We start from the raw sequence: 26,788 nt of genomic DNA, 5'->3' as shown, positions 1-26,788 counted from the left end.
CCGGCGGTTTCCCCCTCAGCGGGTGGTCTCAGGGACCGGCGAGTTCGCGCTCGAGCGGCGTGCGGTAGGCGGGGGTGAAGCGGCGGTCGGCGAGATAGCTTGTCATTCTGTCGATCTCGGTGCCGATTGCCTTGCGGGCGGCTCGTCCGGGGTCGGCGAGGAACCGAGCGGCGAGGGTGCTGTTTCGGCGTTGCGCCCATCCGCCAACAATGCGGCCGTTCCACCAAATCGTGGGACCGATATTGCCCATCCGGTCGAATAGGGCGGGGACGTGGGCCCGGTCGAGGTAGAAGTCGCGGTTGCGCCACCCCATCGGCGTCGGATCCAGTGCGGGCAGCAGGACGGCCGCCGGTTCCGGCGATTCGAAGGGCTCGAGGTGGGACTCGAGGGCGTATCCCGGTTCGCTTTCGAGCGATACCTCGATGGCCGTGCTGTCGCGCAAGGCTTTTCGGGTATCGGTCACGGTCCAGCCCGTCCACCATTTCAGGTCGGCGACGGTCCCGGGCCCGAACGCGGTCAGCCATCGGCGGGCCAGTTCGGCCCTGGCCTCCCGCACCGGAATTTGAGGGAGTGCGGGCGCGGCGGCCCACGCGTGCTGTGTGCTGGTCCAGCCGCCCCGCCGCCCGGCCCGCACGATGTGTCCATCGGCGGCCATGGCGAATGCCACCTCCACCGCCAGACTGCGCCGCGACTCGTACGACTTCCCGGCCGAGACGGCCAATTGCTTTTGCAGCACGGGGATTTCGGCGGCGATCTCTCGGGTGGTCAGTTCGCCGCGGCCGCGCAGCAGGGCCAGCACCTCGTCGAAAAGCCCTGCCAGGGTGGCGTGGTCGCCGAGGTCGGCCTGCTCCAGGACTCGCAGCAGTCCCGCCGTGCGGGCCGCCGCGTGCGAGCGGCTGGTCGCGGCCAGCACCGTCGGCGCCAGCTCCGTGGTGACGACGAACAGGGTGCCGCGCATTCCGGTCATCCGCACCAGCTGGGTCCGGTCGTAGAGGTCACGCTCGATGTCATCGTGCTGTGGATCGGCCAACCGCGCGGCCGCCGACAGGTACACCGTCGCGGGATCGGTGGCGTGCAGGCCCAGCACGGCGTCGACCACTCCCGCAGCGCACGCCGCACGCCGGTGCGGCGCAAGCAGATGCCGGGACGTCAGCAGCGCACGCCGCTGCTCATCGGTGATTACGGGAATCGTCGTGCTCATGTGCTCGAATCTCCGATGCCGCACAGGATGCGGCGCAGCACGGCGGCGACCGCGTCACGTTCGGGAGTCACGCCCTGGGTGAGACCGTTCACGAACAGACCTGTCATGGCACTCATCACCGCAGCCGCGGTCACCGGGTCGAAATGCCGCTCCATCGCCGCCGCGGACAGTTCGACGAAGCGATTCGCGTGCGGCCGCAACGCCAGCCGACGCGTGGCCGCCGCATACAGCTCGAATTCGAGCAGTTTCGTGTCGCGATCCGCACCGAAGCATCGCATCAGGGCCTCGGTCAACGCCTCGCACACTTGCGCCGGGGTGTCCTCGGCGTGCTCATCGGCCCAGGCGGTGAGATAGTCGGCGAACCGCCGCACCGTCAGCTCGAGGGCCGCGCCGATGAGGTCTTCCCGGTCGGTGAAGTAATACGTGGTGGACCCCAGCGACACTCCGGCAGCCTCGGCGACGGCACGGTGGGTCAACCCCTCCACCCCACGCTCCGCGATCACCGCCATGGCCCCGGCGGCGATGCGCTCGCGGCTCGCCTTACCCGCGCGACGCCGCGCGGTCGTCACGGCATCATCGCCTTCACCAGAGTGTGTCACCCGTCTCCTCACCTCTTTCCACAGTCGACTATGTACAACAGTACAGTACTCATGTACATTCATGAGCTATCGAGCAGCAACTTGGTCGGGAGTCGGGAACGGTTTATCGACCATCCGCTGCGCTATCGGCGGTCGCATCGCGCGACGCCCCGACGAGAGGAGTGCACGTGGATATCGACCGGATAGCCGCAGATTGGGCGAGAGATTACGAAAAATCGTGGAATGCAATGGATCCCGATGCGATGGGGCTGCGTTACGCGCCGGACTGCGTCGGTCAGCATCCCTTCGATGAGATGGTGCGCGGGCGTGCACCGCGAGTGATGAATCTGAAGCGGCTGTTCCCGACCATGGACAGCTACGAGGTCCGATTCGGCACCCCGTTCACCAGGGGCAACAGCTCGGCAGTGGAGTACTGGGTCGTCTGCCACGGCCACGACCACGCCGCCCTCACTATGGCCGGAGTCAGCCTGCAGGAGCACACCGCGGACGGATCGGTCACCAACGTGCGCGACTACCTGCTTATGCGACCCGGCATCCACACCCCGCCCATCACCTGGGACAAGTAGCACTCACCCCCGACAAATCAGGGGGATTCTCAATGACTTTGTCAAGCCGGAACGGTCCCCGGGGCGGGCTGGTATGGGGTTCTCGTTCGGAGCATCGCCCACAAGACATTGAGGCGTCGCCGGGCCAGGGCGATAACAGCCTGGGTGTGGTTTTTGCCCTCGGTTCTCTTGCGCTGGTAGTAGCCCCGGGAGACCGGGTCGTGGATGGCCGCGATTTGGGCGGCGAGGTAGCAGGCTCGCAGCAAGCGCCGGTCGTAGCGGCGCGGCCGTTTGAGGTTGCCGCTCACCCGGCCCGAGTCCCGGGGAACCGGGGCCAGACCGGCGACACCGGCGAGGCGATCGACGCTGTTGAAGACGGTCATGTCCCCGCCGGTCGCGGCGATGAATTCCGCGCCGAGCAAGGCTCCGAAGCCGGGCATGCTCACGATGGTTTCGGCGTGGCGGTGGCGGCGAAATCGCTGCTCGATCATCGCTTCGATCTCGGCGATCTCGATGTCGAGCTGGATCACCTCCTGCGCCAGGCGGGCCACCATCGCTGCGCCGAGTCGCTGGCCGGGCACCGCGGTGCGCTGCGATCGAGCCGCTTCGACCGCGGCGCTGGCGACGCGGGCGCTGTTGCGGGCCTTACGTTTACGCAACCATGCCTCGAGGCGGGCGGTGCCGATCGCGCGGAGCCCGTCGGGGGTTTGGTAGCCGGTGAGCAGGATCAACGCCGCTTTGTTGTGGGCCAGATCGAACGCGCGCTCGAGAGCGGGGAAGTATTCCAGCAGCTGGGCGCGCAATCGGTTGATCGCGCGGGTGCGGTCGCAGCCCAGGTCGGTGCGCCGCGAGGTGAGGATCCGCAACTCGATCGCTGCTTCGTCACCCACGCGCAGTGGCTGCAAGTCGCGGCGCATACGGGCCTGGTCGGCGATGATCGCGGCATCTTTGGCGTCGGTCTTGCCGTCGCCCCGATAGGTGCCCGAAGCCCAGTGCACCGTCCGTCCGGGAATATAGAGCAGCCGCTGGTCCCGACCGAGCAACAGGGCGATCAACAACGCGGCCCCACCGTGGTTGAGGTCGATCGCCCACGTCACCTCGGCGTTGTCGACCAGGCCCGTGACGGCCTCGATCAGATCCAGCAGAGCGGGTTCGTCGTTGGCGATCCGGCGCGAGAGCCGTCGCTTGCCGTCGGTATCGATGACGACGCAGTGATGCGCCGATTTACCGGCGTCAATACCAGCCCACAGATGTTGTCGCACGACCACTTCCGTTCTCCACACGTTGTTCGGTTGTCCGGCAGACGACTGCGCCGTCGTGTCCTTACGAAGCGATCGGGTCGCGTATCTCAATCAGCGGTCGAGTCGTCGCGGAACGCCGGGCGGCCAATCCCCCTGGGCCATCAGCGGCTGCACCATGAAAGCCATACCCGACGCTCCCGGGTGCAGGAAAGCCTATGGCAGCCAGTAGCTTCCAGCACCCGAGAAGAAAGGTAAGGAAACCATGAAGATCGCGATCCTGGGCACCGGAGGCGGCGCCCGCAGCCACGCCGCCAAGCTGCTGGAACTCGGACACGAGGTGTTCGTCGGCACCCGCGACCCGCAGGCCACCCTGGCGCGGACCGAACCCGACCAGATGGGCAACCCGCCCTACCTCGACTGGCTGAACGACCATCCCGGCGCCACACTGCTCACCTTCGGCGAGGCCGCCGCGGCCGCCGACATGGTCATCAACGGCATTTCCGGTGACCACGCCTACCAGGTGCTATCGGGCATCGGCGAACAGTTGACCGGGAAAACGCTCATCGACTACGCGGTCCCCTATGTCTACAACCACGACACGGCCCATAAATGGCGCACCCCATGGGGTTTCATGCCGCTACTGCATCCGGTCGACACCGACAGCCTCGGCGAGCAGATCCAGCGTGCGCTCCCCGGGACCCGAGTGGTGAAAGCCTTTGTCACCCAAGAACAGGAGACCGTCGTGGACCCGAAGTCCATCGGCGGCGGCGACCACACCATGTTCATCGCCGGTGACGACCCCGACGCGAAAGCCGTTGCCGTCCAACTCCTTCGAGAATACGGCTGGACCGACATCCTCGACCTCGGCGACCTGGTCTGCTCCCGCGGCCTGGAGATGTACGCCCACTTCCACGCCGCCGTCGGCATGGCCCTGGGCCGCCGCTTCGGCGTGAAGATCGTCTGATCACCACGCACCGGAGGAGTTCGGACCATGAGCTCCGCACCCGGTATCAGCGTGCGGCATCGCCTTCGGTTCCGGACCTCGCAGATGCATGGCCGGCCATTTCGCGTTCACCGAAGCCACCCTCGCCCTGGCCTCGATCGCCAGCCGGTGGCAGCTGGAACCGGTTGCGGGCGACCATATCCGGCCCTCACACATCGGTATGCTGCGCCCCCGCGCGCTCCGGCTACGAATCCGAACACGCTCCCGGACAGACTACAGAGGCTGATTTCGTGTTGTCGTCATGATCGTTTCGGGGTGGGTGTGAGTCCGGTTGCGGTGAGGCAGCCGTCGATCAGGTTGGGGTGGTAGCCGATGCGGTGCAGGTCGCTGCGCACGATGCGCATGAGGTGGTCGGGGTCGGTGATGATGCGGTTGGCCAGCCGGCCTCGCCGCAGTAGTGACCAGATGCCTTCGGTCGGATTCAGATCGGGCGCGTAGGCGGGCAGTTGGTAGACAGTGAGCCAGTCGTGGCCGGTGACGAATCGGCGCATGCCGGCGGTGAGGTGGGTGTTGAGGTTGTCCCAGCAGACCACGATCGGCCCGCCGAGTTGCCGGTGGGCGGCGATGAGCAGGTCCCGGTAGTCGGTCCAGGCGAAGCTCTTCCTGCCCGAACTATTTCGGTCGTGCCGATACGGTCGCCAGATCAGCCGGGACCGATGGCCGGGCTTGTAGCAGGTCAGCGCGGCGATCGATATCCGGCGGGTGGTTCGGCCCCGGACCCGCACGATCGGGGTGTGCCCGCGTGGCGCCCAGGTCCGTGCGGTCGGCGGCGTCATCGTGAACCCGGCTTCGTCTTCGAACACGACCCAGGCTCCGAGCGCCGCCGCGGCGGTTTTACGTGCGGCCACACGTCCTTCACCCACGTCGCGACCGCCGCGTCGTCGCGTTCGACCGCCCGGCGGGCAGGTTGCTGACGGCTCCACCCGTGCCGGTGCAACAACAACGACACCCCCTTGATCGTGTAGGAGATGTGGAACCGGCGCCCGATCACGGTCTTGATCCTGGCCAGAGTCCATTTCTGGTCCGGCCAGCCGTGCTCGGCCGGGCCCTTGGCCAGCTCGTGTTCGAGTACCTGGAACTGTTCGTCGGACAGCAACGGCAGCGACGCGGGGCCCTTGGACCGCAACGCTTCCCGCCCCGCCGATCCCCACGCCTGGCGCCACCGTTGCACCGACCGCACGCTGACTCGCAGCCGGTGGGCGATCACCGCATTGTCCTCGCCCCGGGCGAAAGCGTCCGCGGCTTCCAGCCGCAACCGCTCCCGCAACATCCGTCGCTCGGCGGTCAGCCCACCGCCTTGCGGATACCGCACCCACCAGATGTACCCCACCCACCAGCCACGGCCGTCAAGCCCAGCGACAACACGAATTCAGCCGCTGTAATTCGCGCCGACCCCGAAAACGTCCTACCGAAAGGTACTCATACCCAGTACAAAACGTACGTGATCGGCCGTCGCGTGGCGCTCGATATCTGCGGCAGTGAGCGTCCGAACACGGGATGACATCAGCACCAACGTCCGCCCACTTCCACACCGCCGCCGACGGGCCCTGCCCGCCTGCTCCGACGTGAAATGGCGTGAACATCACCCCGGAAACACCAGGTGATCCCGTAACCGATGCACCGCCCAGGTCCAGCTGCGGGACAGTACGGTTTAATCCGACGCTCCCTGCGAAGGGGTCGAGGTACCGGTATGTCGGCGCGCTGTCGATGTTCGCGGCTTTCGACGGGCCCGGCCGGCGCGCGGCCCGGCCGGGCACCAGTCTTGTGCTGCGATGTCGTGTTGGTGAAAGGCTCAGGACCGTGGCTGGACGATTTCGACCAGCCAGCTGGTGCCGAAACCGTCCTTGCACGCTCCCTTTTCGTTGCCCCAATCCTGTTTTGCCAGGGGGTCCAGCACGCTGCCGCCGTCGGACAGCTGTTTCCAGTAGCCGTGCATGGTGTCCGCGTCGGTCCCACTCACGAACAGCGCGACATTGGTGGAAGATGTTTGTGCTATCTCTGGTGGGGCGTCGGCACCCATGAGCGTGAACCCGATATCGGTGTCGAGCACGCCGTGGACGATCTTGTCCGCGCCGTCCGGGTGCTGCCGCCCGAGTTCGCCATAGGTGGTCAGGGTCAAGGTGCCACCGAAGACGCGCTGATAGAACTCCATGGCCTGCCGCGCGTTGCCCCAGAAGACAACGTACGGATTGAACTTTGTCGTCATGACGTTCTCCTCGTGGTCGGGCCACCGTCACAGGTAGCAGTTGGTTTCCCAGGTGACGCCGTAGCGGTCACGGACCATGCCGTAAATCTGATTGGGGTCCCAGGCCGTTTTGTCCAGTGCCGTGACGACGGTGCCGCCGTCGGCGAGTTTGTCGAACGCGGCCTTCTGCTCCGTGGGATCGTCGAAGTTGAGACCGACATGGACGGTGTCGCCGGGCCGGTCCCATTCTTGGCGTTCGGCCACGCTCAGGGCTGTGCCGTCTTTGAACTGCAGCTTGGAGTAGGCCAGTCCGCGAAGGTGCTCACTACCGGGGGCCTGGTTGTACGGGAACCTGCGTTCGACGATTTCTTCCAAGTCGAACACATCGGTGTAGAAGGTTAGCGCCTCTTCAGAGTTTTCGATGTACAGCAGCGACATGAACCGCGGATAGGTTTCGGTGGGCATGACGTTCGATCCTTTCCGTACGACAGTGGTCCGCCAATGAGGCGGTATGCAGGCGAAAGGAAGAAAGGTTGGGCCGGAATCTCGACCGAAACGTCCGCAATCGTGCCCGCGCGCACCGCCGATGTCGATGACAACCCACTCCACCGGATCACGGCGTCGCACAGATAGCGCGGCTGTTCGCGTCATCGTTCCGCTCTCCCTTCCACATGATCACGCTAGGGCGCTAATAGGACGCTGAATGTCCCATAGGCCACGGCGAGATGGATAAAAGGAAGAACATCAATTACTGAATATTTGCGAGCTTAATAGCGGACCAGACGTGTGCAGGCGGATGTACCGTCGGGTATCCGGCACGTTCGGCGGCCCCGAACGTCCGAGGCCACACCGCCACCCTCACCGATCACGGCGATCCGGTAGTAACGCCAACGCCACCAGCCGATCACGCAGTCGGCCGACCGCCCGGCAACAGGTCAAACGGCTGTCGATATCGAGTTCAGGGTGAGTGGCGCACATCCCGACGAAAATGTCGACGGTGCGGGACGATCAATCCACCAATGCGCGTTGGTCCGCTGTCGTTGCGGTTACCCCGAAAGCGGGTGACCGAACATCCGATCACGACCTTGATTGCCGTGCCTTCGACCGAGCGGGATGCCACCGCACCCTGAATCGCTATTGGATCGGCTGACGCGCATCGGTATACCTCTCGTGTCGAGAGCAGTCGCCGTGCCATCGCAGGCCCGGCACATTCCCTAGTCCGCTTGCTTCCTGACGCGCCACATTGCAGCCAGAGATGCCGAGCGGCCGTGTCAGACTGACAGGCGTGTCGCTTGAGTGCGTTTCGACGAGCGCTGCCTCGGTGAAATGCAGTCGCCAGCAATGGCTGAGCGCATCGGGCAGAACGCCGAACCAGTGGAGGGCCCGGATGTCGGAGTCCGGTTTGGCGTTGGCGGCGTGGCGGTGTGAATTATCCGGGCCGAGTGGTTTCGCCGGTATCGGGGCGAACAGTGGGGGCTGCGGGGAGCGTGCTGCCTCGGGTGAGCACGGTGGGTAGATCTTCGACGAGTATCGCGCTGCCGGCGGCGGCCAGGCTGCGGCGAGCGGTGTCCACTGCCTGCCAGTGATAGCAGTCCAATTGGTAGTCGTACAGATGAAGGTCGAACACGATCAATACCTGGGGTTCTGCACGGGTCGAAACGCAGTGTATTGCGGCGTCGAGCAGGTCCAGGCTGGCGGCGAGGATGCGTGGTGGTGTCTCGGCGTGGTTCGAATGCCAGTGCTGGGCAGGCGTTTCGGCTCGCACCGGTACGCATTCGAGGCCGAGACGGTCACAGGCTACCTCGAGTGTCGTGTGGTCGATTCCGGTGCCGCCGAGGATTGCTACGACATCTCCCGGGCGTACTCGGTAGCGGGGGTCGTGGTGCCAGACGTTCGCGATCGCGCCCGCCCGCTGCCATAACTGGTGATAGGCGATGGTTTCGTACTCCGGCGACAGGTGGCGGGTCCCGTGGCCGTTCTCGTCGAGGATCGGCTCGGCCGGTCGGGGTGTGAGGGCGGGCCGGTCCGGATGACCGTCGGTGATCAGCGTTTCGAGTTGCCCGGCGCGGAGACCGATTCGGCGTACCGCCGCGGCTACTCGCTCGCGGGGAAAGGCGGCATGGGGCTGAGCTTCGTCGGTGCGCGGGCGTGTGGTGCGTTGTGCGAGTTCGTCATTCGGGTTGCTGGACGCCATCGCCGATCTCCTTGACTTGTCGGAGGCTATCGATACCTCTGGTATGTGTTGCGGCTCTTGATGTTTGGCCGCCGGGCCTGCCGGGGGCGGGTTCAGCTCCAGAGTCTGCGGTCGTTGTCGTGTGGGTCGTTCACGGTCGGGTTTCCCGCGTTGTCGAAGAGTTTGACCGGGCGGGTCGCGGGGTCGAAGCGCTGCCAGCCGGGGTCGCCGTGGGTGGCGAAGTCGACCCAGGCGCGGTGCATGGCGTCGGCGAGTGGCTGGGGTGCGTTGTCGCCGGTTATGCCGGTGGTGGCGGCGAGGTTGTCGAATACGAAACCGAGTTCCAGGAGGTGGCAGGCTCCGAGGCGTTCGATCGGTGAGCGCCAGGCGAACTCGTACATCCATCGGGTACCGGTGTGTCCCTCCGCGATCCGGTTGGCGGGAATCCGATACACCCCATCGGTCAAGAACTCCGCGAACCGGTCGGCGGTGGACCGTTGCGGGTGGGGGCGGGTGTAGGCGGCGGCCGTGTCCCGGGAGAAGCCCCGGGCGACGGTGGTCGCCGTCATGAACTCGGGGGTCAAGGATTCCGAAAGCCCGGTCGCGATCGTGAACAGCCGGAACTCGTCGGTGTTGTAGCCGATCAGCAGATCGACGCCGCGACCGGCGCCGGCCGCGATCGCGTCTTCAGGCGGGCAGGGCAGCATGTCGTCGTCCAGCACGGGGATGAGGGTCATACCGCTGGCCACGGTGGTGGCACCCCAGCGTTGAGAGTCGGGCGAATAGATGATCTCCCGGTTCAGTGCGACCTGCACCGGGATAATAGTGGCCGGTTCGAGGGCGGCGAAGCCCGCGGCGGTCGGCTCGATGCCCAGCCGCCTGGCGATCTCGGTGGTGATCAGCGCCGCATCGTGCGGATCGTGTGCGACGGCACCGGAACCGCTTTGCACGATGGCCCGCTGGAACAGGTCCAGCTCCCGGGCGAGCAGCGTGAGTACGCTGATCCCGCCCGCCGATTCCCCGAAGATCGTGATGTTGCCGGGGTCGCCGCCGAAGGCGGCGATGTTGTCGCGTACCCATTCCAGGGCCGCGATCTGGTCGCGCAGGCCCCGGTTGGCAGGCGCGTCCGGCAGGTGCGCGAAACCTTCCACGCCCAGCCGATAGTTGATGGTCACGCAGACCACGCCGTCCCGGGCGAAGGCGGCACCGTCGTAGACCGCGGACGCGCCGGTGCCGTAGTAGAACGCGCCGCCGTGGATCCATACCATGACCGGCAGCCCCGCCCCACCCGGATCGGGCGTCCACACGTTCAGGTTGAGGCAGTCCCGGCCCGGGATATGTGGGTCGGGCATGAATCGGTCGAACGGCGCGACCGTGGCCGGTTTGGGTGCGGTCGGCCCATAGGCCAGCGCGTCGCGCACACCGTCCCACCGTGCGGGCGGTCGCGGGCCGCGAAAGCGGTTGGCGCCGAACGGAGGCGCCGCGTACGGGATTCCGAGAAACGCCGCGATGCCGTTACCGGTGCTGCCTCGCAGCGTCCCGTACGTCGTCCGAACCACTGACGAGTCGAGCACCGTCACACCGCCAATCCGGCGGCCACGAGGTGGTCCCGATTCTTCTCGATCCATTCGGCTTCTTTGCCGGGCCGCGGTACCGGCAGGCCGTACTCCCTGATCGTGGACACCGCAGCCGAAGGATCGACCGAGCCCATAGGAACCATGCATTGGTACAGCGCCATCTGTTCTCCCTGACTGTCGTCGCCCAGCACAATCGCGTAACTCCCGATCGCGTGACTCTCGCCGTAGTGCCGAGCGTCTCCGATATGGTTTATTTTCTAAAATCAGAATGCCTCGAAAGGGTGAGCCGAAGGCGGTCCGGAGACGCGTCTTCGCCGTGAGCCCGAAAATATATATCGACGGTTCGCCAGAATCGAGCTGCCCGCGCTCGGCGCCATTACCGAAAGCGCCGAGCCCGGATTTAGCTTGGTCTACTTCGCCGAGAGCCGGTCGCCGAGTTGGGCGCTATTGAGCGCGAGCCAGGCTTGTTCATCACCCGGGGCGGGCAGGATCACCCCCGCCTCCATGGTGGCGGTCGGGTCGACCTCGTTCAGCCCGATGATCAGCGTTGTCGGGTCTTGGCCCGATATGGATGTCCACGCCTCGGATAATTTCGTGAGCAGCTCGGTGCGGACATTATGATCACGGCCCGCTCGAATCGCACCATTGATCACGGTGCATCTGTTCGGCTTACCGGCGGTAAAATACGCTTCCGGATCGTACTCCACAAACAGAACCTGGACGAATCCTCGCGGGGCGTCGGTCAGGGAAGTGTGCACGTCGGTAATAGCTTCTGCCAGCTCGGCCCGTGTGCCGGGGTCGAGCGATCCTGCGGGAACCAGGCATTGATAGAACGGCATTTCAATCCTCCTTGATGAGTTCGCTGTCCGATTGCGTCATCTGGCCAGCGTGATTCGTGTTGTTCGGTATGGCCTCCGATCGTCCTTTCCATCGTTGAGCTTCCGGTACCGACAAGCCGTGCTGGTCGAGTATTCGGTAGACAAGGTGGTCGATGAGGTCTCGAATGGATGCGGGCTGGTGATAGAAGCCCATCACGGGCGGCATGACGACCGCCCCCGCCCGCCGGACCCTGAGCATATTTTCCAGGTGTATCGCGTGCAGCGGCATTTCGCGTGGCACGAGCGTCAGTGGACGTCCTTCCTTGAGGGTGACATCGGCGGCGCGATGAATGAGTCCCGGACCGGTACCGGTGGCAATCGCCGCCAGGGTCCGCATCGAACACGGCACGATGATCATGCCGTCGGTACGGAAGGAGCCGCTCGCGATCGGCGCATAGTGATCGTCAGGATGGTGCACGATATCGGCCAATGCCGATACCTCGCGGACCGACTCGTGGCATTCCTGCTCGATGGTGGCGCGAGCCCATCGGCTGATTATGAGATGGGTGTGCACTCCCATGTGCCGCAGTGTGCGGAGAACAGCGACAGCGAGCGGCGCTCCGGTAGCACCGGTGACGGCGACGACGAGTCTCATCGGTCGAGCCCGGCGACGAGTTTCCGGGCCCTGTCTCGGATAGGACCCGGATAGTTGGCCGCAAACGTGCCCGGGATGAGTTCGGCACGCTTCTCGGTACCCAGCAACCCGTTCCACATCAGCGTGGGCCCGGCGACGAACCGTTCATCGGTTTCCTGGTCGTCCGATGCGTGTTCCAGGAAGAGTTGTAACGGGAGGGTCTTGGTTGGGAATTCTGTGCGATCACGTGTCGGATGGATTCTGCTGAATGCCCAGAGCACATCCCGGGGATCACTGGGGTCGATGTCGTCCTCGGCGACGATGACATGGGTGGCCCATTGCATCAGCTTCATCGGGGACAACACTCGCGCAATAGTTTCGCACAGCCGTGCACTACTGTCCCAGTAGTGCTCCCAGCCTCGGTCGACGGTTACGACCGCAATATGTAATGCCGACTCGGGAGAATACCAAAATCCTGACACCGGCAATCCGGCGTCCCGGAGCTTCGTCAGGACGGCCGCCGACCACATCACCGCTACCGCGCTCTGCGACTCGTCGACCGGCTTACCGGAAGAAACGAACGGATAAATCGGATCGTCGCGATGGGTGATAGCCGTAACCACACATGTCGGCACGGGCAGTGGTTCGCGCCAACCGAAGCCGTTGTACTCGACGAAAGGACCTTCCCACCCGTAAGCGTCGTAGTCGAGATATCCCTCGATCACCACCTCGGCGGTGGCGGGGACTTCCAAATCCACCGTCACACACCGCACCAACGGAACCGGGCGGCCTTGCAAACCGCCTAGATAGCCCGCTTCGGATACCCCGGGAGGCAGCCCCATCGCGGAGACGAACGGCAATGCGGGCGGACCGCCCTGCACCAGCGCGAACTCGACACGACCCGACCGGCCGCGATCGGCGATCTCTCCGAGATGCTGCAGGTAGGGATCATCGGTCCCCGGCGGATTGGCGATGGTGGTCAGGAATGTCAGGAAGGTGTTCGGGCCGGTCAGCATCGCCCGGCTGATGGACCAGTTGGTCCAGCCCCGGTCCGGAGTACGGACCACGAACGTCCCCCATGTGTTCACGTACGGCCCCCCATCCTCGTTGTGGATCAACGGAATCGGCAACTTGTACAGATCGATATCGTCCCCGGTGAGCACGTGCCGCTGACACACGCCGGAGGCCACAACGGTCGGCTCGATCGGGGCAGCCTGCTGCGCTGCCGACAACGTTCGCACGATCTCCGGCCCCGGCGTCGCGGCGGGCATACCCAACGACAGCGCAGCCCTCGCATACGGCGCACCCGCGACGGTCGACAACCCGCCCATTCCAGCCGCCAGACGCCAGCCCGGATATCCGGCCACATCCTCCAGAACAAGCACGGGCCCGCCCCGCTCCGAGGTCAGGCGGGCTATTGCGCCCGCTTCCAGTCGAGGACTCACCGGCGCTGTGACAGCACGCAGATCACCCAGCTCGCGCAACTCATCGAAGTACTCCCGCAAATCACCGAACATACTCACCACCGCCTATGCGAGGGACAGACCCTGTTACCGAGTCCACGGTATGGCGGGCAGGTGCGCTGCGGAATGTCCGATCAGATCCAAGGGCGTGACTATCGTGATAACACCGCGCTACTCTGGCGGAGGTGGAGATTCATCACCTGCGTTACTTCCTTGCGGTGGCACGGGAACTCAACTTCACGAGGGCGGCGCAGGAACTCCATATGGCGGTGCCGCCGCTGAGTCAACGCATCAAAGCACTGGAAGCGGAACTAGGGCAACAACTTTTCGATCGATCCACCCATCATGTTCGACTGACATCGGCGGGCGAACGCTTACTCCCGTGGGCGAAACAGCTCGTTGCCGACTTCGATGCCCTACCCTCCCGCGCCGCTCCCGGCCCAGCGACGGACATCGCGCGCCTGGCCATACCGGAGGTCGTCGACGCCGCTCTCCGCCGCGCGCTGGCAGCCGCCGCGACCGACGCCGGAATCGACATTCACGTGAGCCAGACAACGTCGGCGGATATGCCACACCAGCTGACAAACGGCACAATCGACCTGGCCCTGTCCTATTTGGATGCCGCGGACCAGCCACATCTCACCGCCGCAACCGTGACAACACAACGAATGGGCATCCTGACAGACGTCGATACCTTTCCTGGACACAGCACACTGACGCTCGCCGACCTACGCGACCACACCTACATACATGGACCATCCCACTGGGAATTCCCCCAGGTTCGAGCCGCCATAGAAACGTTGCAACGAGCCGGAGTGCGCGATCAGCCCGACCGCCGATTCAACGGCATAACCAGCATCCTCGTCGGCTTACGGCAGACCCGGGGAATCACCCTCTGCCCGATAGCTCCCGACTTGATCAATGTCGGCGACCCACCCGAATTCATAATACTGCCCATCGAGGATCTCATAGTCGAGATCAAAACATTTCTTTTATGGCGAACCGACAACTCGCACAGTAAGTCCGTTGCGCACCGACTGCTGCAGAACATGACCTCGATCGAGAATCGACCCGGCGACCCGGCCTAGCAGCACACCCTCCGCCTTGTGTCGGCCATCACAGTAGCCTGGCGCGTTCATAAATGCCCAGAACAAATGTTCACAGAATCTATGGCGTGAACAAATGTGCAGTGAAATACTGCAGGCATGCCCAGCAGTCCCGGCACTCCGGCGACGCCGACAGTCGAGGTGATGGTCAGCTATCTCGCGCCCGCCGTATCCCGCGCACTGACGGAGGTGGGACTGGTCCCCGGCGGCGTCTTGCTGGTGTCGTCCGGATGGATCGTCTACGAGGTGGCGCAATTCGATCTCGAACCCATTCCCGGGGTGCTCGTCGTGCCCACCGTGGGCGGCAACGACCAGCCCGAGGGGTGGTACCAGACCAACGAGACCACCCGGCTGATCTCCGGAAAAGCTCGGCGGCCGCCCGAGTTATCTTTCGCCAGATTCCGGTGGGCATCGTCGTGGCGGTCGGCAACGAGAAGGTCGCGGCGAACCTCGCCGGGCGCGAGCGGAATTCTTCAACCGGCTCGTCACCCACCCTGTCACCGCACGACAACTGTTGGAGAGCAAGTGAATTCGATTCGGATCGACGGCAAGCGGGTACTGATCACCGGGGCGGCTCGCGGCATCGGAGCCGACCTCGCGGAGACCTTCGCCGCCGCGGGCGCCGCGCTGGTACTGTCCGGCCGCGACCAGGGCGCGCTCGCCGCACAGGCGCGAGAACTGCGGCAGCGGTTCGATGTCCGGGCCGAGGCGGTCGCGGCCGATCTGTCCGAACCGGACGCACCCGCGCACCTGGCCGCCGCTGCCGCAGCGACCTTCGGCGGTCTCGACGTACTGATCAACAATGCCGGGATCGCCTCTCCGCAACCGGTCACCGACCTGACCGCCGAAACATTCGACGAGGTGCTCACCGTCAACCTCCGTGCACCCGCGCTGCTCGCCGCCACCGTCGGTACCGCGATGGCCCAGAACGGTGGCGGATCCATCGTCACAGTCGCCTCCGCCGCCGCCCTGCGCGCGCTGCCCGAGCATTACGCCTACAGCACGGCAAAGGCAGGCCTGCTGATGGCGACGAAAGTGCTTGCGCTGGAACTGGGCCCGCGAGGAGTGCGCGCCAACTCGATCTGCCCCACCGTGGTACTGACCGACATGGGCCGCGAACACTGGGGCGAGAAGGCGAAGGCCGCACCGATGCTGGCCCGAATCCCGCTGGGCCGCTTCGCCGTTCCCCACGACGTAGCCACCACCGCACTGTTCCTCGCCTCCGACCTGGCCGCGATGATCAACGGCATCGACCTGCCGATCGACGGCGGCTACACGGTCGGCTGAACAGCCGGACCGACGCGACAAGCCGGATCAGCAAACGACAACCCTTGGGACAAGGGCCCTCGAGCGACTCGACGAATTCCTTGGCATGGCGCGCGATTCCGTGGTGTGCGGGTCGGGTGAGACGGCCGGTGGCGGCGAGGTCGGTCAGCGTGGTCTCGGTGATGTCGGGCGACACCGACAGCTTGATCTCGCGATCCGCCTGCGACGGTTTGGCCCAGCGCCGCAGCCAAGGTGTCATCGAGGACCCGCCGCAGCGCCGCGGTCCGGAACTGCCTGGCAGTTCCGGAGAGCCGGTCGTGGTCGCGGCGGCGCGGCGGGCTCGATCGCGCTGCTGCATGTGCGGGATCCGCACGTGCAGGGGTCGTACGGGATCTGCCCGTTCTATGCGCTGACCGGACTGTGGTGCCCGGGGTGCGGCGGATTGCGGGCCGTGCACAACCTCACCGATGGACGGCTTCTCGACGCCTGTGTGTGGGTTTGTGGGTGCGGGAAAGACAGCCGTGGCCGAATAGCCCAGCGCGACCACCGTGGGGGCGACGTTGATGCCACCCTCGCCGGGGTCGAATCGCGGTGTCTCACACCGCATTTTGTCCGTGGGCGGCAATCGCTCGGTGCGGCTGGCGATTTCGATCGCCGGATTCATCGTCAGGGTGGCGATCGACATCATCCATCGCCTGTTACGCCTTGCGCACGACGAGGGTCGGGCAGTGCACCGAGTGCAGCAGGGCGGTGCTGGTGGAGCCGAGCAGCATGCCGGTGAAGCCGCCGCGGCCGTGGCTGCCGACGACGAGCAGTTGCGCGGTCTCGGCTTCGTCGACCAGCGCGCGGACCGGTCTGTCGCGGACCAGGATTCGATGGACCGGGACCTCGGGGTAGCGTTCGGACCAACCGGCCAGGCTTTCGGCGAATACGGCGTCCTCGCTCTCGCGGATGTCGTCCCAGCCCATCATGGCCACATCCAATCCGGCGCTGACATCGCTCCAGGCGTGCACGGCGGTGAGTCCCACCTTGCGGCGCGCCGCCTCCTCGAACGCCACCCGGGGCCACGCTCGCTCCTTCCGAATCGCGCGGGCCGGTCAGTTGGTCCAGGCGGCTGCCGCGTCGCGGACGAAGTCGTGGTAGGAGCGCATCGGCCGTCCCAGCAGCTCGCGCAAGCGTTCGTCGGTGCCGGGAGCGGCGTGCATGCCGTCGGTCTGGAACCGGCGCAGCATCCGGAGCATGTCGAAGATCATCCAGCCGGGCATGACCTCGCGCATCTGCTGTCCGTAGGCTTCCAGGTCGTCACCGGCGTAGGCGATCGGCCGGTCCAGCACCGCACTCCAGAGGTCGGCGATCGCGGTGCCGGTGAGGACCTCGGGGGCCACGACGTCGATCGTCTCCGGCGGCAACGCCTCACCGGCGTGTTCGCGGCGCAGCAGGGATACCACGGCGACCTCGGCGAGATCGCGAATATCGGTCGCCAGCACCGCCCTGTTGCCCACCGGTGGGGCATACACGCCCTCGTCGAGGGCGCGCCGATGCGTGCCGACGATGTCGTTTTGCATGTAATAGCCCGGACGCAGAATCGTTGCGGGCAAATCGAAGTCGGCGATCATGCGTTCCGCGGCGGCCTTCGCGGCGAAATGCGGCGGATCGGTGAAACGATCGGCGTGGATCACCGACAAATACACGATATTGCGTACCCCGGCCTCGCGAGCGAGGGTGAGTGTGTTCACCGTGCCGGTCAGCTCGTCCGGAGCGACCGCGCTCAGCAGAAACACACCACTGACCCCGGCCAATGCTGCCCGCATCGCATCCGGGTCGGTCAACTCCCCCGCGACGGGGGTGACCCCGGCCGGGAAGGATGCCTTCTCCGGGGACCGGGTCAATGCCCGCACCGGTACACCCCGGTCAGCCAACTGACCGACCACTTCGGACCCGACCGTGCCCGTGCTGCCCGTGACCAACACCGTCATCGTCTCAACCTCTCTGTAGGTGTGGAATCCACCACGGCGGCGCACAACCGCCACTCGCCAGCCTCATAGCTCAACTACACTCGAGGTCAAACGGCTGTGAGCGAACCCATAACCCGTAAACCAGCGGCGGCGCGCGCCGTTCACCCTGTACGACGGCGACGCCATGGCCTCCTTGAACAGATCCCCTGTCAAGACGGCCAACCCGAAGATAATCTCGCGGGGCCCTCCACCAAGGTGACAGTGCCGTGCAGAAGTTCCGCTTGTCAGCCCGGCCGTGCTTTTGGCCGGGATCTCCTGCGGCAGGGCGGATTCCGGCCGAGAACACGCCAGAATGACGAGGAGAACCTTCGACTAGGTGCGTAGGTTACGTGCATCCGGCACGTAGATCCTCGCAGCGATAGCGGGTTCCATTGTTGCGGGTGATGTCCAGGCGCGAAAGATAGTGGTACGAGTACGCATTCGGATCACCGGACGGATCGGCCGCGGCGGTGGCCGGGTCGTCTCGCCACGGCGGGTCGGTCAATTCGGCGTCGGCCGTGGAACTGTGGCGGAGGCCCGCATCGTCTACGAGGACAAGGACCCGCTCGCCCTCGCCCTGATGGCCAGCGCCCCGCAGGGCAAGACCGTGTTCATCCGCGGCGATCTGCACGACCCCGAATCGATCCTGGTCGACCCGTCGGCTCCTGATCCGGCCGACAGGTCTGCGGGCCGCTGTCGCGGACCTGGTTCAACCGATCGTCGATGCGGTGCCGAACCGGCTGCGAGCGCCGAGCCTTCGAAGCCAGCCTTTCTGATCGTTTCATCATTTTTGCTTGACAGAGGATTTGATCGCAACTGATAATTTCCTCAACATGAGTCGTGGAGGTGGCTGTGACGAGCATCGACAAGGGGGCCGGGCGCACGGTCCGGGTCGGCGGGCGGGAGATCTTCGTCGGCGAGGCCGGAGCCGGTCCCGCGGTGGTGTTGCTGCATGGCGGCGGGCCGGGCGCGACCGGGCTGTCGAACTACTCGCGCAACATCGAGACGCTGGCGCAGCGATTCCGGGTGATCGTGCCGGACGTGCCGGGCTACGGGAAGTCGTCCAAGTGGGTCGATCCGTCGGATCCGTTCGGGCACCTCGGCGGGGCCGTCGGTGGCCTGTTGGACGAATTGGGTATCGACTCGGCGCACCTGGTCGGCAATTCCTATGGCGGTGCGGCGGCGCTGCGGCTGGCGATGGACCGGCCGGAGAAAGTGAGGCGGATGGTCCTGATGGGACCCGGTGGTATCGGCTCCTCCCGCGCAGTGCCGACCCAGGGCCTGCGGGCGCTGTTGAACTACTACCCGGGTAGCGGGCCGAGCCGCGAGAAGCTCACTCGGTTCATCCGCGAGTATCTGGTGTTCGACGGAGCCGCGGTGCCCGACGACCTGATCGAGGAGCGCTTCCGGGCCAGCATCGACCCGGAGGTGATGGCGAATCCACCGCTGCGTCGCCCCTCGGGCTGGACGGCACTGCGGACGCTGTGGCGGATGGATCTCACCCGGGACTCGCGGCTGCGAACGGTCGCTCACCCCACCCTGGTGGTGTGGGGCGCGGCGGACAGGGTCAATCGGCCCGCGGGCGGCCGGATTCTTGCCGGGACCATGCCGAACTGCGACCTGTACCTGGCTGCCGGTGCCGGTCACTGGGTGCAGTGGGAGCGGGCGGATCTGTTCAACTCATTGGTCGCCGCGTTTCTGGGGGCGGGGTCGTGAACGGCGCCGGGCGACCGGGCACCGAGGGTTCGGTCTTCGGCGCGGTTCATCTGGGATACGTTGTGGTGCAGTCGAATCGGCTGAGCGACTGGTGGCGCTTCGGTGGCGATGCGATCGGCATGCATGTCGACGGTCTCGAGGCGGGCGGATTGCGGTTGCGGCTCGACGATCGAGCCTGTCGGTTCCTCATCCAGCCCGGCGCAGCCGAAGATGTCACCGCGCTGGGCTGGCAGGTCGATGATCACGAGAGCTTCGACCGCATCCTCGCGCGGGTGAGCGGCCGCGGCGTGCCGATCACCGAAGGTGTCGCGGAGGAAGCCGAGTTGCGTGGTGTGGAACGGTTGTGTCGGTTCCCGGGACCGAAGGGCATTGCGCAGGAGATCTTCACGGTTGCGGTGACGGCACCCGAACCGTTACGGATGCTGAGCTCCGGATGGGTGACCGGCGAGGCCGGGATGGGGCATGTGGCACTCCTGTCGCGGGAGCCGGAGGCGATGCGCGGCTACTACCACACGGTTTTCGATTCCCGGCTGACCGACTCCATCGAGGAGAACATCTCCGGGTTGACGATGAAGATCCGGTTCCTGCGGGTCAACGAACGCCACCATTCGATCGCCATCGCGAATCTGCGCGGGGTCAAGCTTGATCCGATCCGAACTCGGGTGCAGCACATCAATATTCAGTCCGCGACACTGGAGGACATGCTCGCCGCGTTCGGGCGGGTCACCGAGCTCGGTTTCCGGATGGCGTGGTCTGTCGGCCAGCACACCAACGATCGCGAACTGTCCTTCTATTGCGTCACCCCCTCCGGGTTCGAGCTGGAGGTCGGCTGGAATCCGGTGGTGATCGGTCCGGAACTCGAATCCACCTGGGAGCCTTCGACATACCAGGGAATCAGCACGTGGGGCCACACACCGGTGGGGGAGACGGTGCGCGACAGGTTCGCCCGATTCCGGCAGGCGTTGCGGGCCGCGGCCACCCCGGAGATCACCATTCCTCAACTGGCCGGAGGACTTTCGCGGTGAACACGCACGTGGGGTCAGATATTGCGGCCGTCCGGGAGGCCGCGGAACGACTGGCCACGGCCGCCGCGTCCGGAGTCCCGGCCGCCCCGGTTCGCGATCTCATCGGCCCGGACGACGTCGAGCCCGCGTACGCGGTGCAGCGCATCGGGATCCTGAGCCGCCTGGAGTCGGGCGCCCGGATCGTGGGGCGCAAGATCGGGCTCACGTCCCCGGCCGTCCAGCGGCAACTGGGGGTGGACCAACCCGATTTCGGCGTGCTGTTCAACGACATGAACGTCACCGAAACGCCTGCGGCACACCGTCCCCGGCTACTGCAGCCCAGGATCGAGGCGGAACTGGGATTCGTGCTACGGGCAGATCTCGACACCGACCAGCTCGATGCGATCGCGGTGCGCGGCGCGATCGACTACGCGGTCGCGGCGCTGGAGATCGTCGACAGCCGCATCGCCGACTGGGACATCAGCTTCGCCGACACCGTCGCCGACAACGCCTCCAGCGGCTGGTTCGTCCCCGGCGCCCAGCACATCACGCTGGACCGGTTCGAGCCCCGCGATGTCGCCATGACCATGTCGATCGACGGCGAGATCGTCTCCACCGGAACGGGTTCGGCCTGTCTCGGCGATCCCCTGCGGGCCCTGACGTGGCTGGCCCGCACCGCCCGCGACTTCGGTGACCCGCTGCGTGCCGGTGAGATCGTGCTGTCCGGCGCCCTCGGACCAATGGCACCGCTGCGCGCCGGCGCCCATGTCCGCTCCGAATTATTCAGCCGCGCAACCACACTCGGCACCGTCGACTTCGTACTGGAGGACATATGAGCGGTCGCACCAAGGTCGCTGCCCTCCAGCCGTACGGGAAGCGCCTGATCGACTTGACACCCGCCGCGATCGGCCCCTTCGTCGTGCCGCCGGTGAATCTCGACGAGCACCTGGACGCCCCGAACGTGAATATGGTGACCTGCGGGGGACAGGCGACGATCCCGATCGTGGCCGCCATCTCCCGGACCACCGCTGTACCGTACGCCGAGATCGTCGCCTCGATCGCGTCCAGGTCCGCCGGTCGGATACCCGCGCCAGCATCGACGAGTTCACCGAAACCACCTCGCGCGCACTCGAAACCGTCGGCGGCGCCGAGCGTGACCGCGCCATCATCATCCTCAACCCGGCCGAGCCGCCGCTGGTCATGCGCGACACCGTGCTCGCCCTGATCAGTGAACCCGACCCGGATATGCATGCGGCGGTGCGTGATTCGATCGAGGCTATGGTCGCCGAGGTCGCCGTCTACGTGCCCGGCTACCGGCTGAAGCAGGCCGTGCAGATCACCCCGCTGGCTCCGGATGCGTTGCCGCACACACTGGTCGGCGATGACGTCGTCACCCACCAGCTGTCGGTGTTCCTCGAAATCGAGGGCGCGGCCCATTACCTGCCCGCCTACGCCGGAAACCTCGACATCATGACCGCGGCCGCCCTGCGCGTCGCCGAACGGATCACCGCCCCGGAACCTGCCGCGGCCTACCGTGACACACTCGATCCGGCCACCGAGGTCGGCATTCACGCTCATCAGAACCTGTCGCTGGCCGTCGCGAACGGCGTCGTGGCCGTCGAGGAGGGTGCGGCCCGGGTGGATGCCTCGCTCACGGGTCTCGGTGCGGGCGCGGGTAATACACCGCTGGAAGCGTTTGTCGCGGTCGCGGACCTGTACGACTGGCAACACCGCGCGAACTTGAACCCGCTCACCGACGCCGCCGAGGACCTGGTCCGGCCGCTGACGGACCGGCCGGTGCTCCTCGACTGCGCAACGCTGGCCCTGGGCTACGCCGGTGCTGTCCGAAGCCGGTCGGCGCGGGCTCGTCGGCGGGCAGGAAGACATGCTCGCCGATATCGCCCTCGACGTGGCCGCGGACGCCGGACGATGATGCCGACCGGCACGGCCCGGGAAACCCGCCCTGTCCTGCGGCGGGCCGCGACCGGCTATACCTGCGGCAGCGGCGGCAGGTCGGCAGAGGTCAGCTTCTGCGCCGAGCGCTTGGTCATGCCGAACATGCGCAGCACGTGGTAGGTCATCTCGTCGGTCAGTGCCGCGGCGTCGGCGTCGGGCCGGGCATCCAGCAGTTGCAGCAATCCCAGCAGTGCGCCGCCGGCGGCCATGACGGCCACGTCCGGGTCCATCGGCTCGAACCGGCCCGCCTGCTGAGCGGCGATGATGTCATGGCGGGCGCGCGGGGCCAGGCCCTGCTCGCGCAGCATGATCGACATGCCGGAATTCAGGACGACCCGCACCATCTCGGGGATCTGCCGTTGCAGGCGGCCGGTCATGCGGAAGCTCACCGTGAACACCTCCGCCGGGTCGTCGTACAACTCGACGATCCCATCCCGCAACTCGCTGTAGACCTGCAGCGCCGACCGCACCGCTTCGTCGAGCAACTGCTGTTTGGAGGTGAAATGGTTGTAGAACGACCCGAACCCGACGTCGGCGGCATCGGTGATCTCCTGAATGCTGACCGCCGACCGCCCCTCGGACAAGAACTTCCGCGCCGCGTCCAGCAACGCGTTGCGGGTGCGTTCCCGGCGGCGGTCGGTGCGGTTGCGGGCACCGGGTTCGGCGGTCATCGATCCACCCCTCCACAAGTAATCGTCACCCAAATCATACCTGAGAAAACGATCAGTCCCGATCAAGGTACCGACAAACCTCGGGTGCGGCCGCACCCGAGGTGTGGCCCGCGGGAAGAGGCTCACCCTGTCGATAGCCGCAGCTGTCACCACCTGCCATACCAATTCGCGCTGCGGCGCTCCGGGATTCGAGCCCCTGACCTTCTCGGTCGGGGGCTCGATCGTCGGGTATCCGCCTCAGCCTTTGTTTACTCGGGTGCGAGGGGATGTCGTTCGTGGGTGAGCCAGGACAGCGCTTCGGCGACTTCATCGATGTCGGCGATGGTGTAGATGCTGCCGTCGGCGGCGACGTCGTACATCTGCCCGAGCAGCGTGTCGGGAAGCGCGCGACGGCTCGACTTCTGTTGCGGTGCGCGGTCGAGCTGACGCGCGGGGTTGTCGTCGATGTCGATGATGCGGTCCCGTTCGGCGTGGCGGTACAGGCATCGCAGGGCGTCCGTGGCGGCGCGGGCGACTCCCTGCCCACCACGATCGGTACTGCGGAGGGACCGTTCACTGCGGATGATGTTGATCAGCTGCGCCAGCTCCGTAGGGGTGGGTTCATCGATGCGGCGGTTCGGCCAGTGTTTGACGATCTTTTTCCAGTACGACAGGTGGTTGTCGTGGGTCCGGGTCGGTTTCATCGCCGCGTAGACGATCGGGACGTACTCGGTGCATGTCGGCGAGGGCGGTCGTTCCCGGCGGCTGGCGAGCAGATCGTCGACGGACACGTTGAGCCGATCCAGAATCGCTGCGGCAGCGGCGATATCGGCCTCGGTCGCCCGGGCGGCGAGCGGGACCTGATCCCCTGCACGGATTCGCGCCCGGTGCCGCGCGGGAGCGGGCAACCGGAACCGTCCCGCACCGCCGCCGCGGTCGGTTCCGCGCCACTCCGAAGCGGTATCGGGCCGAAAGGTACGTTCCCGTGCAATGATTAGCTGCAAGATCGCCGTTAGTGAAAGAATTATGTTTGACCCGACCGGTCGCTCAGTTTTTCGGGCGAGAACCGGGGTGGATAGGGGTTTGGCGCGAAAGAGGGCGAAATAGGTATGGCTTTACCGATCTGCCTGGGTAGATTCGAATCTGGTCAACGGTCCTGGTAGGGGCCGCGGACCCCGGAATTCGGTGGTGGACGCCCTCATGACTCGCGACACGCCGTAAGCACACCTTGACGGCAGCAATGCGGACGCAATCTTGCGTTCTTGCATCTGTAAGAGCAAGATCCGAGCTAGCCTAGTTGCGAACACCGATCCGATGACCGGTACAGCCGAATCCGGAGTCAATTATGTTGGTGCGATTAGTGATACATTCGGGTGCGCTCGAGGAGCCATCATGACCACGTCGATAGCTGGGGTGCTGCCGACCGCACCGCAATTGCTGTGCGCTTTCCAGGGCCGTCGGTTCCAGGACCGGGTGCTGCTGCGCTCGGCCCATGCCCTGGCCGAGTTGCACGCCCGCCGGGCGGAACTGCACGACCCCCTCCTGCTCACCGAGATCGATTGCCGTCGAGGCGAACTCGTCGACGATATCAACGAATGGGTGGAACAGGAGCTGCCGCAGCATCGCAACGGCGCGTCGCTGCACACCGAGAGCCTCGGTGCCGTCGTCGACCGCATGGCCCGCAGCTGGGTCGATGCCAATCAGGCCATCGACAGCGACGGACCGCGCAGCGACAAGACCCATAAACACTGGTATCACCTGGCCGAACTCGTCGACGGCTACACTGATCTCGTAATCGACGTGGCCGGTGGCCGCCGTCGTTTGCCGGAGCAGTGACCGAGCCGGGACGTTGCTCGCCTCATACGGCGGGCGCAACGGGGCGCCCCGCCCGGCGTGCCGCGCTGTCGACTGGCGCGGCACGCCCGCTCCATCCCCGAGTGGCCGTGCGCTAGCGCAGGGCGGCGCGTCCCCGTAGTCGGCCGAGCACCAGCAGTGTGATCAGGGTCAGCGTGACCAGCACCGTGGTGTCGGCCGCCGCGCCGAACACATCCCCGCGGTCGGTGGCGGCGAAGATGGTCACCGGCAGCGTCTTCCAGGTCGCCGGATACACCATGACGGTGGCACCGAGCTCACCCATCGACAGCGCGATCGCCAGCCCCGCCGCCGCGCCCAGCGCGGGCAGCAGCAGCGGCAGCGTGATCCGCGCCAGCACCCGCGCCGGGCTCGCGCCCAGCGATTCGGCGGCCTGCCGGTAGGCGGGGTCCAGCCGATCCAGCGCCGCCGACACCGCGCTGAACGCGTACGCCAGCACCAGCACCGAATGCGCCACGATCACAATCCATTTCGCGCCGCCCAGCAGGATCGGCCGCTGATTGAAGGCGATCAGCATGCCGAGACCGATCGCCACCGACGGCACCGCCACCGGCAGGTGGAACACCGCATCGGTGACGCGCCGCCACCAGCCCGGCGCCTCCCGCGCCGCCAGCGCCGCCCAGGTGCCCAGCACCAGTGAGATCGCCCCGGCCAGCAGCGCGGTCTGCAGGCTCACCGAGAGGCTGGCGGCCTGCTCGCCCGAGAGCGCGTGCCGAAAGTTGGTCAGCCCCAACCCCGTCGGCAGCGGGCCGGTCCAGCGCCCGGCCAGCGCGGCGGCGACCACCGTCGCGATCGGCGCGGCGAACACCACCAGCACCAGCAGCGCGAACACCGTGATCACCGCGGCCCGGCCGCGCCGCGTCCACACCAGCATGGTCAGCCCTCCTTCCGAATCCCGGTGAACCGGGCGAAGATCAGCCGATAGCCGACATACAGCGCCAGCGACAGCAGCACCTGCACCGAGGCCAGCACCGCGGCGCCCGGCAGGTCGAAGGTGACGATGCCGCGCGTGTAGATCAGCGCGGGCAGCGTGATCACGCCCTTCGCGCCGGTGAACAGCACGATGCCGAACTCGTTGAGCGTCAACAGCAATACCAGGCTGCCGCCCGCGGCCAGCGCGGGCCACGCCTCCGGCAGCACCACCTGCCGCAGCACCCGCCACGGCGACGCCCCCAGGCTCGCGGCCACATCCAGCTGTTCGCGCGGCAGCTGGGCGAACGCGGCCAGCAGCGGGCGCACCACGAACGGGGTGAAGTAGGTGATCTCGGCAAGGATCACCCCGGTCGGGGTGCTGAGGAAATTCAGTGCGGGGGAACGGTTTCCGGTGAGCTGCGTGATCAGTGCGTTCACCGCCCCGGCCGTGCCGTAGAGGAAGGTGAACGCCAGCGTGACCAGAAACGACGGCAGCGTGAGCACGGTATCCACCAGCCGCCCCACCACCCCCGCACCCGGAAACGGCACGAACGCCAGCACCACGGCCAGGAACGTGCCCAACACCAGGCAGCCCGCGGTCGAGCACAGCGCGATGGACACGGTGCGCCACAGCGCATCTCGAAACGCCCGCGACCCGAGCACCTGCGACCAGGTCCCGGCGCCCCGGCCGTGCGGGGTCACGGTCGATTCGGTGAGCACCCGCACGATGGGGTAGACGGCAATGAGCACGACCACCAGCAGCGGCGGCAGCGTCCACAGCACCGGCCGCCAGCCGGTCGACGCCCGGGGCCGGGTCGGTGGCGGCTGCGCCATCGACGGCTCGAGAATGGCGGAGGTGCTCATGCTCGGCTC

At 66.2% G+C, this 26,788-nt stretch carries 28 protein-coding genes and 2 pseudogenes; 12 read left to right on the top strand and 18 right to left on the bottom strand.

All coding sequences use genetic code 11. The features are described from left to right. Positions 1–28: 28 nt before the first annotated feature. Together HPY32_RS42645 and HPY32_RS42640 are read right to left on the bottom strand one after the other, a co-directional pair. Entirely contained in the window at positions 29–1,201 is a 1,173-nt protein-coding gene (locus tag HPY32_RS42645) for a winged helix DNA-binding domain-containing protein (RefSeq protein ID WP_067586313.1), read from the bottom strand. Beyond that, complete coding sequence (locus HPY32_RS42640; protein WP_067586316.1) at positions 1,198–1,770, bottom strand: TetR/AcrR family transcriptional regulator; 573 nt, start codon at positions 1,768–1,770, stop codon at positions 1,198–1,200. Before HPY32_RS42640 ends, HPY32_RS42645 begins: the two co-directional genes overlap by 4 nt. Positions 1,771–1,961: 191 nt before the next feature. Between HPY32_RS42640 and HPY32_RS42635 the strand changes: the two genes are divergently transcribed. Then, a complete protein-coding gene (locus HPY32_RS42635; RefSeq protein WP_309247582.1) occupies positions 1,962–2,366 on the top strand; it encodes a nuclear transport factor 2 family protein in 405 nt (134 codons plus the stop codon). A 41-nt stretch (positions 2,367–2,407) separates the two neighbouring features. On the opposite strand, the gene HPY32_RS42630 is transcribed toward HPY32_RS42635, so the two are convergent. Continuing rightward, positions 2,408–3,607: an IS110 family RNA-guided transposase gene (locus HPY32_RS42630; RefSeq protein WP_171982787.1), complete on the bottom strand. Its 1,200-nt coding sequence runs from the start codon at positions 3,605–3,607 to the stop codon at positions 2,408–2,410. Between the two features lie 241 nt (positions 3,608–3,848). Here HPY32_RS42630 and HPY32_RS42625 point away from each other — a divergent pair, with 241 nt between their 5' ends. Beyond that, positions 3,849–4,550, top strand: coding sequence for an NADPH-dependent F420 reductase (locus HPY32_RS42625; RefSeq protein WP_067586322.1), 702 nt, complete (start codon positions 3,849–3,851; stop codon positions 4,548–4,550). Between the two features lie 278 nt (positions 4,551–4,828). Here HPY32_RS42625 and HPY32_RS46905 read toward each other — a convergent pair. The 9 genes from HPY32_RS46905 to HPY32_RS42575 form a co-directional block, all read right to left on the bottom strand. After that, positions 4,829–5,901 (bottom strand): IS630 family transposase gene (locus tag HPY32_RS46905; protein WP_444939652.1). Its coding sequence is split into 2 segments (ribosomal slippage): positions 4,829–5,364 and positions 5,364–5,901, totalling 1,074 coding nucleotides; the frame shifts between segments, so codons are not numbered across the junction. Between the two features lie 480 nt (positions 5,902–6,381). Beyond that, the gene (locus HPY32_RS42610) at positions 6,382–6,795 is read right to left on the bottom strand and encodes a VOC family protein (protein WP_067586325.1); all 414 of its coding nucleotides are present in this window, start codon (positions 6,793–6,795) and stop codon (positions 6,382–6,384) included. A gap of 27 nt (positions 6,796–6,822) precedes the next feature. After that, positions 6,823–7,239 carry a VOC family protein gene (locus tag HPY32_RS42605; RefSeq protein WP_067586328.1) on the bottom strand — a complete coding sequence of 139 codons (417 nt, stop codon included), beginning with the start codon at positions 7,237–7,239 and terminating at the stop codon, positions 6,823–6,825. Positions 7,240–8,203: 964 nt separating this feature from the next. Further along, the gene (locus tag HPY32_RS42600; RefSeq protein ID WP_067586331.1) at positions 8,204–8,968 is read right to left on the bottom strand and encodes an AMP-binding protein; all 765 of its coding nucleotides are present in this window, start codon (positions 8,966–8,968) and stop codon (positions 8,204–8,206) included. Between the two features lie 92 nt (positions 8,969–9,060). Then, positions 9,061–10,506, bottom strand: a complete 1,446-nt coding sequence (locus HPY32_RS42595) for a carboxylesterase/lipase family protein (RefSeq protein ID WP_067595532.1) — start codon at positions 10,504–10,506, stop codon at positions 9,061–9,063. A 17-nt stretch (positions 10,507–10,523) separates the two neighbouring features. Next, a complete protein-coding gene (locus tag HPY32_RS42590) occupies positions 10,524–10,715 on the bottom strand; it encodes a hypothetical protein (RefSeq protein ID WP_067586334.1) in 192 nt (63 codons plus the stop codon). Between the two features lie 219 nt (positions 10,716–10,934). Then, positions 10,935–11,363 (bottom strand): tautomerase family protein, encoded by a 429-nt coding sequence (locus tag HPY32_RS42585; protein WP_067586337.1) that lies wholly within the window; start codon positions 11,361–11,363, stop codon positions 10,935–10,937. Position 11,364: 1 nt separating this feature from the next. Beyond that, the gene (locus HPY32_RS42580) at positions 11,365–11,997 is read right to left on the bottom strand and encodes a UbiX family flavin prenyltransferase (RefSeq protein WP_082871236.1); all 633 of its coding nucleotides are present in this window, start codon (positions 11,995–11,997) and stop codon (positions 11,365–11,367) included. After that, complete coding sequence (locus HPY32_RS42575; RefSeq protein WP_156674373.1) at positions 11,994–13,493, bottom strand: UbiD family decarboxylase; 1,500 nt, start codon at positions 13,491–13,493, stop codon at positions 11,994–11,996. Before HPY32_RS42575 ends, HPY32_RS42580 begins: the two co-directional genes overlap by 4 nt. 131 nt (positions 13,494–13,624) lie before the next feature. On the opposite strand from HPY32_RS42575, the gene HPY32_RS42570 reads away from it, so the two are divergent. The 3 genes and pseudogenes from HPY32_RS42570 to HPY32_RS45480 all read left to right on the top strand — a co-directional run. Beyond that, the gene (locus HPY32_RS42570) at positions 13,625–14,527 is read left to right on the top strand and encodes a LysR family transcriptional regulator (RefSeq protein ID WP_067586346.1); all 903 of its coding nucleotides are present in this window, start codon (positions 13,625–13,627) and stop codon (positions 14,525–14,527) included. Between the two features lie 117 nt (positions 14,528–14,644). Beyond that, the gene (locus tag HPY32_RS42560) at positions 14,645–15,832 is read left to right on the top strand and encodes an SDR family NAD(P)-dependent oxidoreductase (protein WP_231951591.1); all 1,188 of its coding nucleotides are present in this window, start codon (positions 14,645–14,647) and stop codon (positions 15,830–15,832) included. A 325-nt stretch (positions 15,833–16,157) separates the two neighbouring features. Beyond that, positions 16,158–16,280: pseudogene (locus HPY32_RS45480) on the top strand (DUF2752 domain-containing protein); the annotation flags it as partial. Positions 16,281–16,509: 229 nt separating this feature from the next. Here HPY32_RS45480 and HPY32_RS42550 read toward each other — a convergent pair. Beyond that, a complete protein-coding gene (locus tag HPY32_RS42550) occupies positions 16,510–16,869 on the bottom strand; it encodes a universal stress protein (protein ID WP_231951592.1) in 360 nt (119 codons plus the stop codon). A gap of 39 nt (positions 16,870–16,908) precedes the next feature. Further along, positions 16,909–17,787, bottom strand: coding sequence for an SDR family oxidoreductase (locus HPY32_RS42545; RefSeq protein WP_067586353.1), 879 nt, complete (start codon positions 17,785–17,787; stop codon positions 16,909–16,911). A gap of 544 nt (positions 17,788–18,331) precedes the next feature. Here HPY32_RS42545 and HPY32_RS44250 point away from each other — a divergent pair. The 6 genes and pseudogenes from HPY32_RS44250 (at position 18,332) to HPY32_RS46900 (ending at position 22,601) form a co-directional block, all read left to right on the top strand. Next, positions 18,332–18,625, top strand: coding sequence for an SAM-dependent methyltransferase (locus tag HPY32_RS44250; protein ID WP_231951593.1), 294 nt, complete (start codon positions 18,332–18,334; stop codon positions 18,623–18,625). 41 nt (positions 18,626–18,666) lie between these two features. Next, positions 18,667–19,521: an alpha/beta fold hydrolase gene (locus HPY32_RS42535; protein ID WP_156674821.1), complete on the top strand. Its 855-nt coding sequence runs from the start codon at positions 18,667–18,669 to the stop codon at positions 19,519–19,521. Continuing rightward, positions 19,518–20,546, top strand: a complete 1,029-nt coding sequence (locus HPY32_RS42530) for a VOC family protein (protein WP_067586360.1) — start codon at positions 19,518–19,520, stop codon at positions 20,544–20,546. Before HPY32_RS42535 ends, HPY32_RS42530 begins: the two co-directional genes overlap by 4 nt. After that, the gene (locus HPY32_RS42525) at positions 20,543–21,361 is read left to right on the top strand and encodes a 2-keto-4-pentenoate hydratase (RefSeq protein ID WP_067586363.1); all 819 of its coding nucleotides are present in this window, start codon (positions 20,543–20,545) and stop codon (positions 21,359–21,361) included. The genes HPY32_RS42530 and HPY32_RS42525 overlap by 4 nt, the downstream gene beginning before the upstream one ends. A gap of 8 nt (positions 21,362–21,369) precedes the next feature. Next, a pseudogene (locus tag HPY32_RS45475) lies at positions 21,370–22,031 on the top strand (acetaldehyde dehydrogenase (acetylating)); the annotation flags it as partial. Next, on the top strand, positions 22,011–22,601 hold the full coding sequence (locus tag HPY32_RS46900; protein ID WP_444939664.1) for a hydroxymethylglutaryl-CoA lyase-like TIM-barrel protein: 591 nt from the start codon (positions 22,011–22,013) through the stop codon (positions 22,599–22,601). The pseudogene HPY32_RS45475 and the gene HPY32_RS46900, both read left to right, overlap by 21 nt. Here HPY32_RS46900 and HPY32_RS42515 read toward each other — a convergent pair. Both HPY32_RS42515 and HPY32_RS42510 read right to left on the bottom strand, forming a co-directional pair. Then, entirely contained in the window at positions 22,514–23,152 is a 639-nt protein-coding gene (locus tag HPY32_RS42515; RefSeq protein ID WP_067586369.1) for a TetR/AcrR family transcriptional regulator, read from the bottom strand. The two genes, HPY32_RS46900 and HPY32_RS42515, sit on opposite strands and share 88 nt — an antisense overlap. 248 nt (positions 23,153–23,400) lie before the next feature. Further along, positions 23,401–24,039, bottom strand: coding sequence for a site-specific integrase (locus HPY32_RS42510; protein ID WP_067586372.1), 639 nt, complete (start codon positions 24,037–24,039; stop codon positions 23,401–23,403). A gap of 568 nt (positions 24,040–24,607) precedes the next feature. Between HPY32_RS42510 and HPY32_RS42505 the strand changes: the two genes are divergently transcribed. Next, entirely contained in the window at positions 24,608–24,967 is a 360-nt protein-coding gene (locus HPY32_RS42505) for a DUF4254 domain-containing protein (RefSeq protein WP_067595538.1), read from the top strand. Between the two features lie 112 nt (positions 24,968–25,079). Here the strand turns inward: HPY32_RS42505 and HPY32_RS42500 are convergent, their stop codons facing one another. Together HPY32_RS42500 and HPY32_RS42495 are read right to left on the bottom strand one after the other, a co-directional pair. Then, positions 25,080–25,877, bottom strand: coding sequence for an ABC transporter permease (locus tag HPY32_RS42500; protein WP_067586375.1), 798 nt, complete (start codon positions 25,875–25,877; stop codon positions 25,080–25,082). Positions 25,878–25,879: 2 nt separating this feature from the next. Continuing rightward, positions 25,880–26,779 (bottom strand): 2-aminoethylphosphonate ABC transporter permease subunit, encoded by a 900-nt coding sequence (locus HPY32_RS42495; RefSeq protein ID WP_082871241.1) that lies wholly within the window; start codon positions 26,777–26,779, stop codon positions 25,880–25,882. Positions 26,780–26,788: the final 9 nt, after the last annotated feature.

Source organism: Nocardia terpenica, assembly GCF_013186535.1.
Classification (GTDB): Bacteria; Actinomycetota; Actinomycetes; order Mycobacteriales; family Mycobacteriaceae; genus Nocardia; species Nocardia terpenica.
Note: the sequence above shows the minus strand (reverse complement) of the source record. Positions and strands in the feature narration are given on the sequence as shown.

Excerpts from the sequence above, each read along its gene's own strand:
- HPY32_RS42645 (WP_067586313.1), bottom strand. The coding sequence starts at position 1,201 with ATGAGCACGACGATTCCCGTAATCACCGATGAGCAGCGGCGTGCGCTG.
- HPY32_RS42625 (WP_067586322.1), top strand. The coding sequence starts at position 3,849 with ATGAAGATCGCGATCCTGGGCACCGGAGGCGGCGCCCGCAGCCACGCC.
- HPY32_RS42610 (WP_067586325.1), bottom strand. The coding sequence starts at position 6,795 with ATGACGACAAAGTTCAATCCGTACGTTGTCTTCTGGGGCAACGCGCGG.
- HPY32_RS42605 (WP_067586328.1), bottom strand. The coding sequence starts at position 7,239 with ATGCCCACCGAAACCTATCCGCGGTTCATGTCGCTGCTGTACATCGAA.
- HPY32_RS42600 (WP_067586331.1), bottom strand. The coding sequence starts at position 8,968 with ATGGCGTCCAGCAACCCGAATGACGAACTCGCACAACGCACCACACGC.
- HPY32_RS42585 (WP_067586337.1), bottom strand. The coding sequence starts at position 11,363 with ATGCCGTTCTATCAATGCCTGGTTCCCGCAGGATCGCTCGACCCCGGC.
- HPY32_RS42580 (WP_082871236.1), bottom strand. The coding sequence starts at position 11,997 with ATGAGACTCGTCGTCGCCGTCACCGGTGCTACCGGAGCGCCGCTCGCT.
- HPY32_RS42575 (WP_156674373.1), bottom strand. The coding sequence starts at position 13,493 with ATGTTCGGTGATTTGCGGGAGTACTTCGATGAGTTGCGCGAGCTGGGT.
- HPY32_RS42560 (WP_231951591.1), top strand. The coding sequence starts at position 14,645 with ATGCCCAGCAGTCCCGGCACTCCGGCGACGCCGACAGTCGAGGTGATG.
- HPY32_RS42545 (WP_067586353.1), bottom strand. The coding sequence starts at position 17,787 with ATGACGGTGTTGGTCACGGGCAGCACGGGCACGGTCGGGTCCGAAGTG.
- HPY32_RS42515 (WP_067586369.1), bottom strand. The coding sequence starts at position 23,152 with ATGACCGCCGAACCCGGTGCCCGCAACCGCACCGACCGCCGCCGGGAA.
- HPY32_RS42500 (WP_067586375.1), bottom strand. The coding sequence starts at position 25,877 with ATGCTGGTGTGGACGCGGCGCGGCCGGGCCGCGGTGATCACGGTGTTC.
- HPY32_RS42495 (WP_082871241.1), bottom strand. The coding sequence starts at position 26,779 with ATGAGCACCTCCGCCATTCTCGAGCCGTCGATGGCGCAGCCGCCACCG.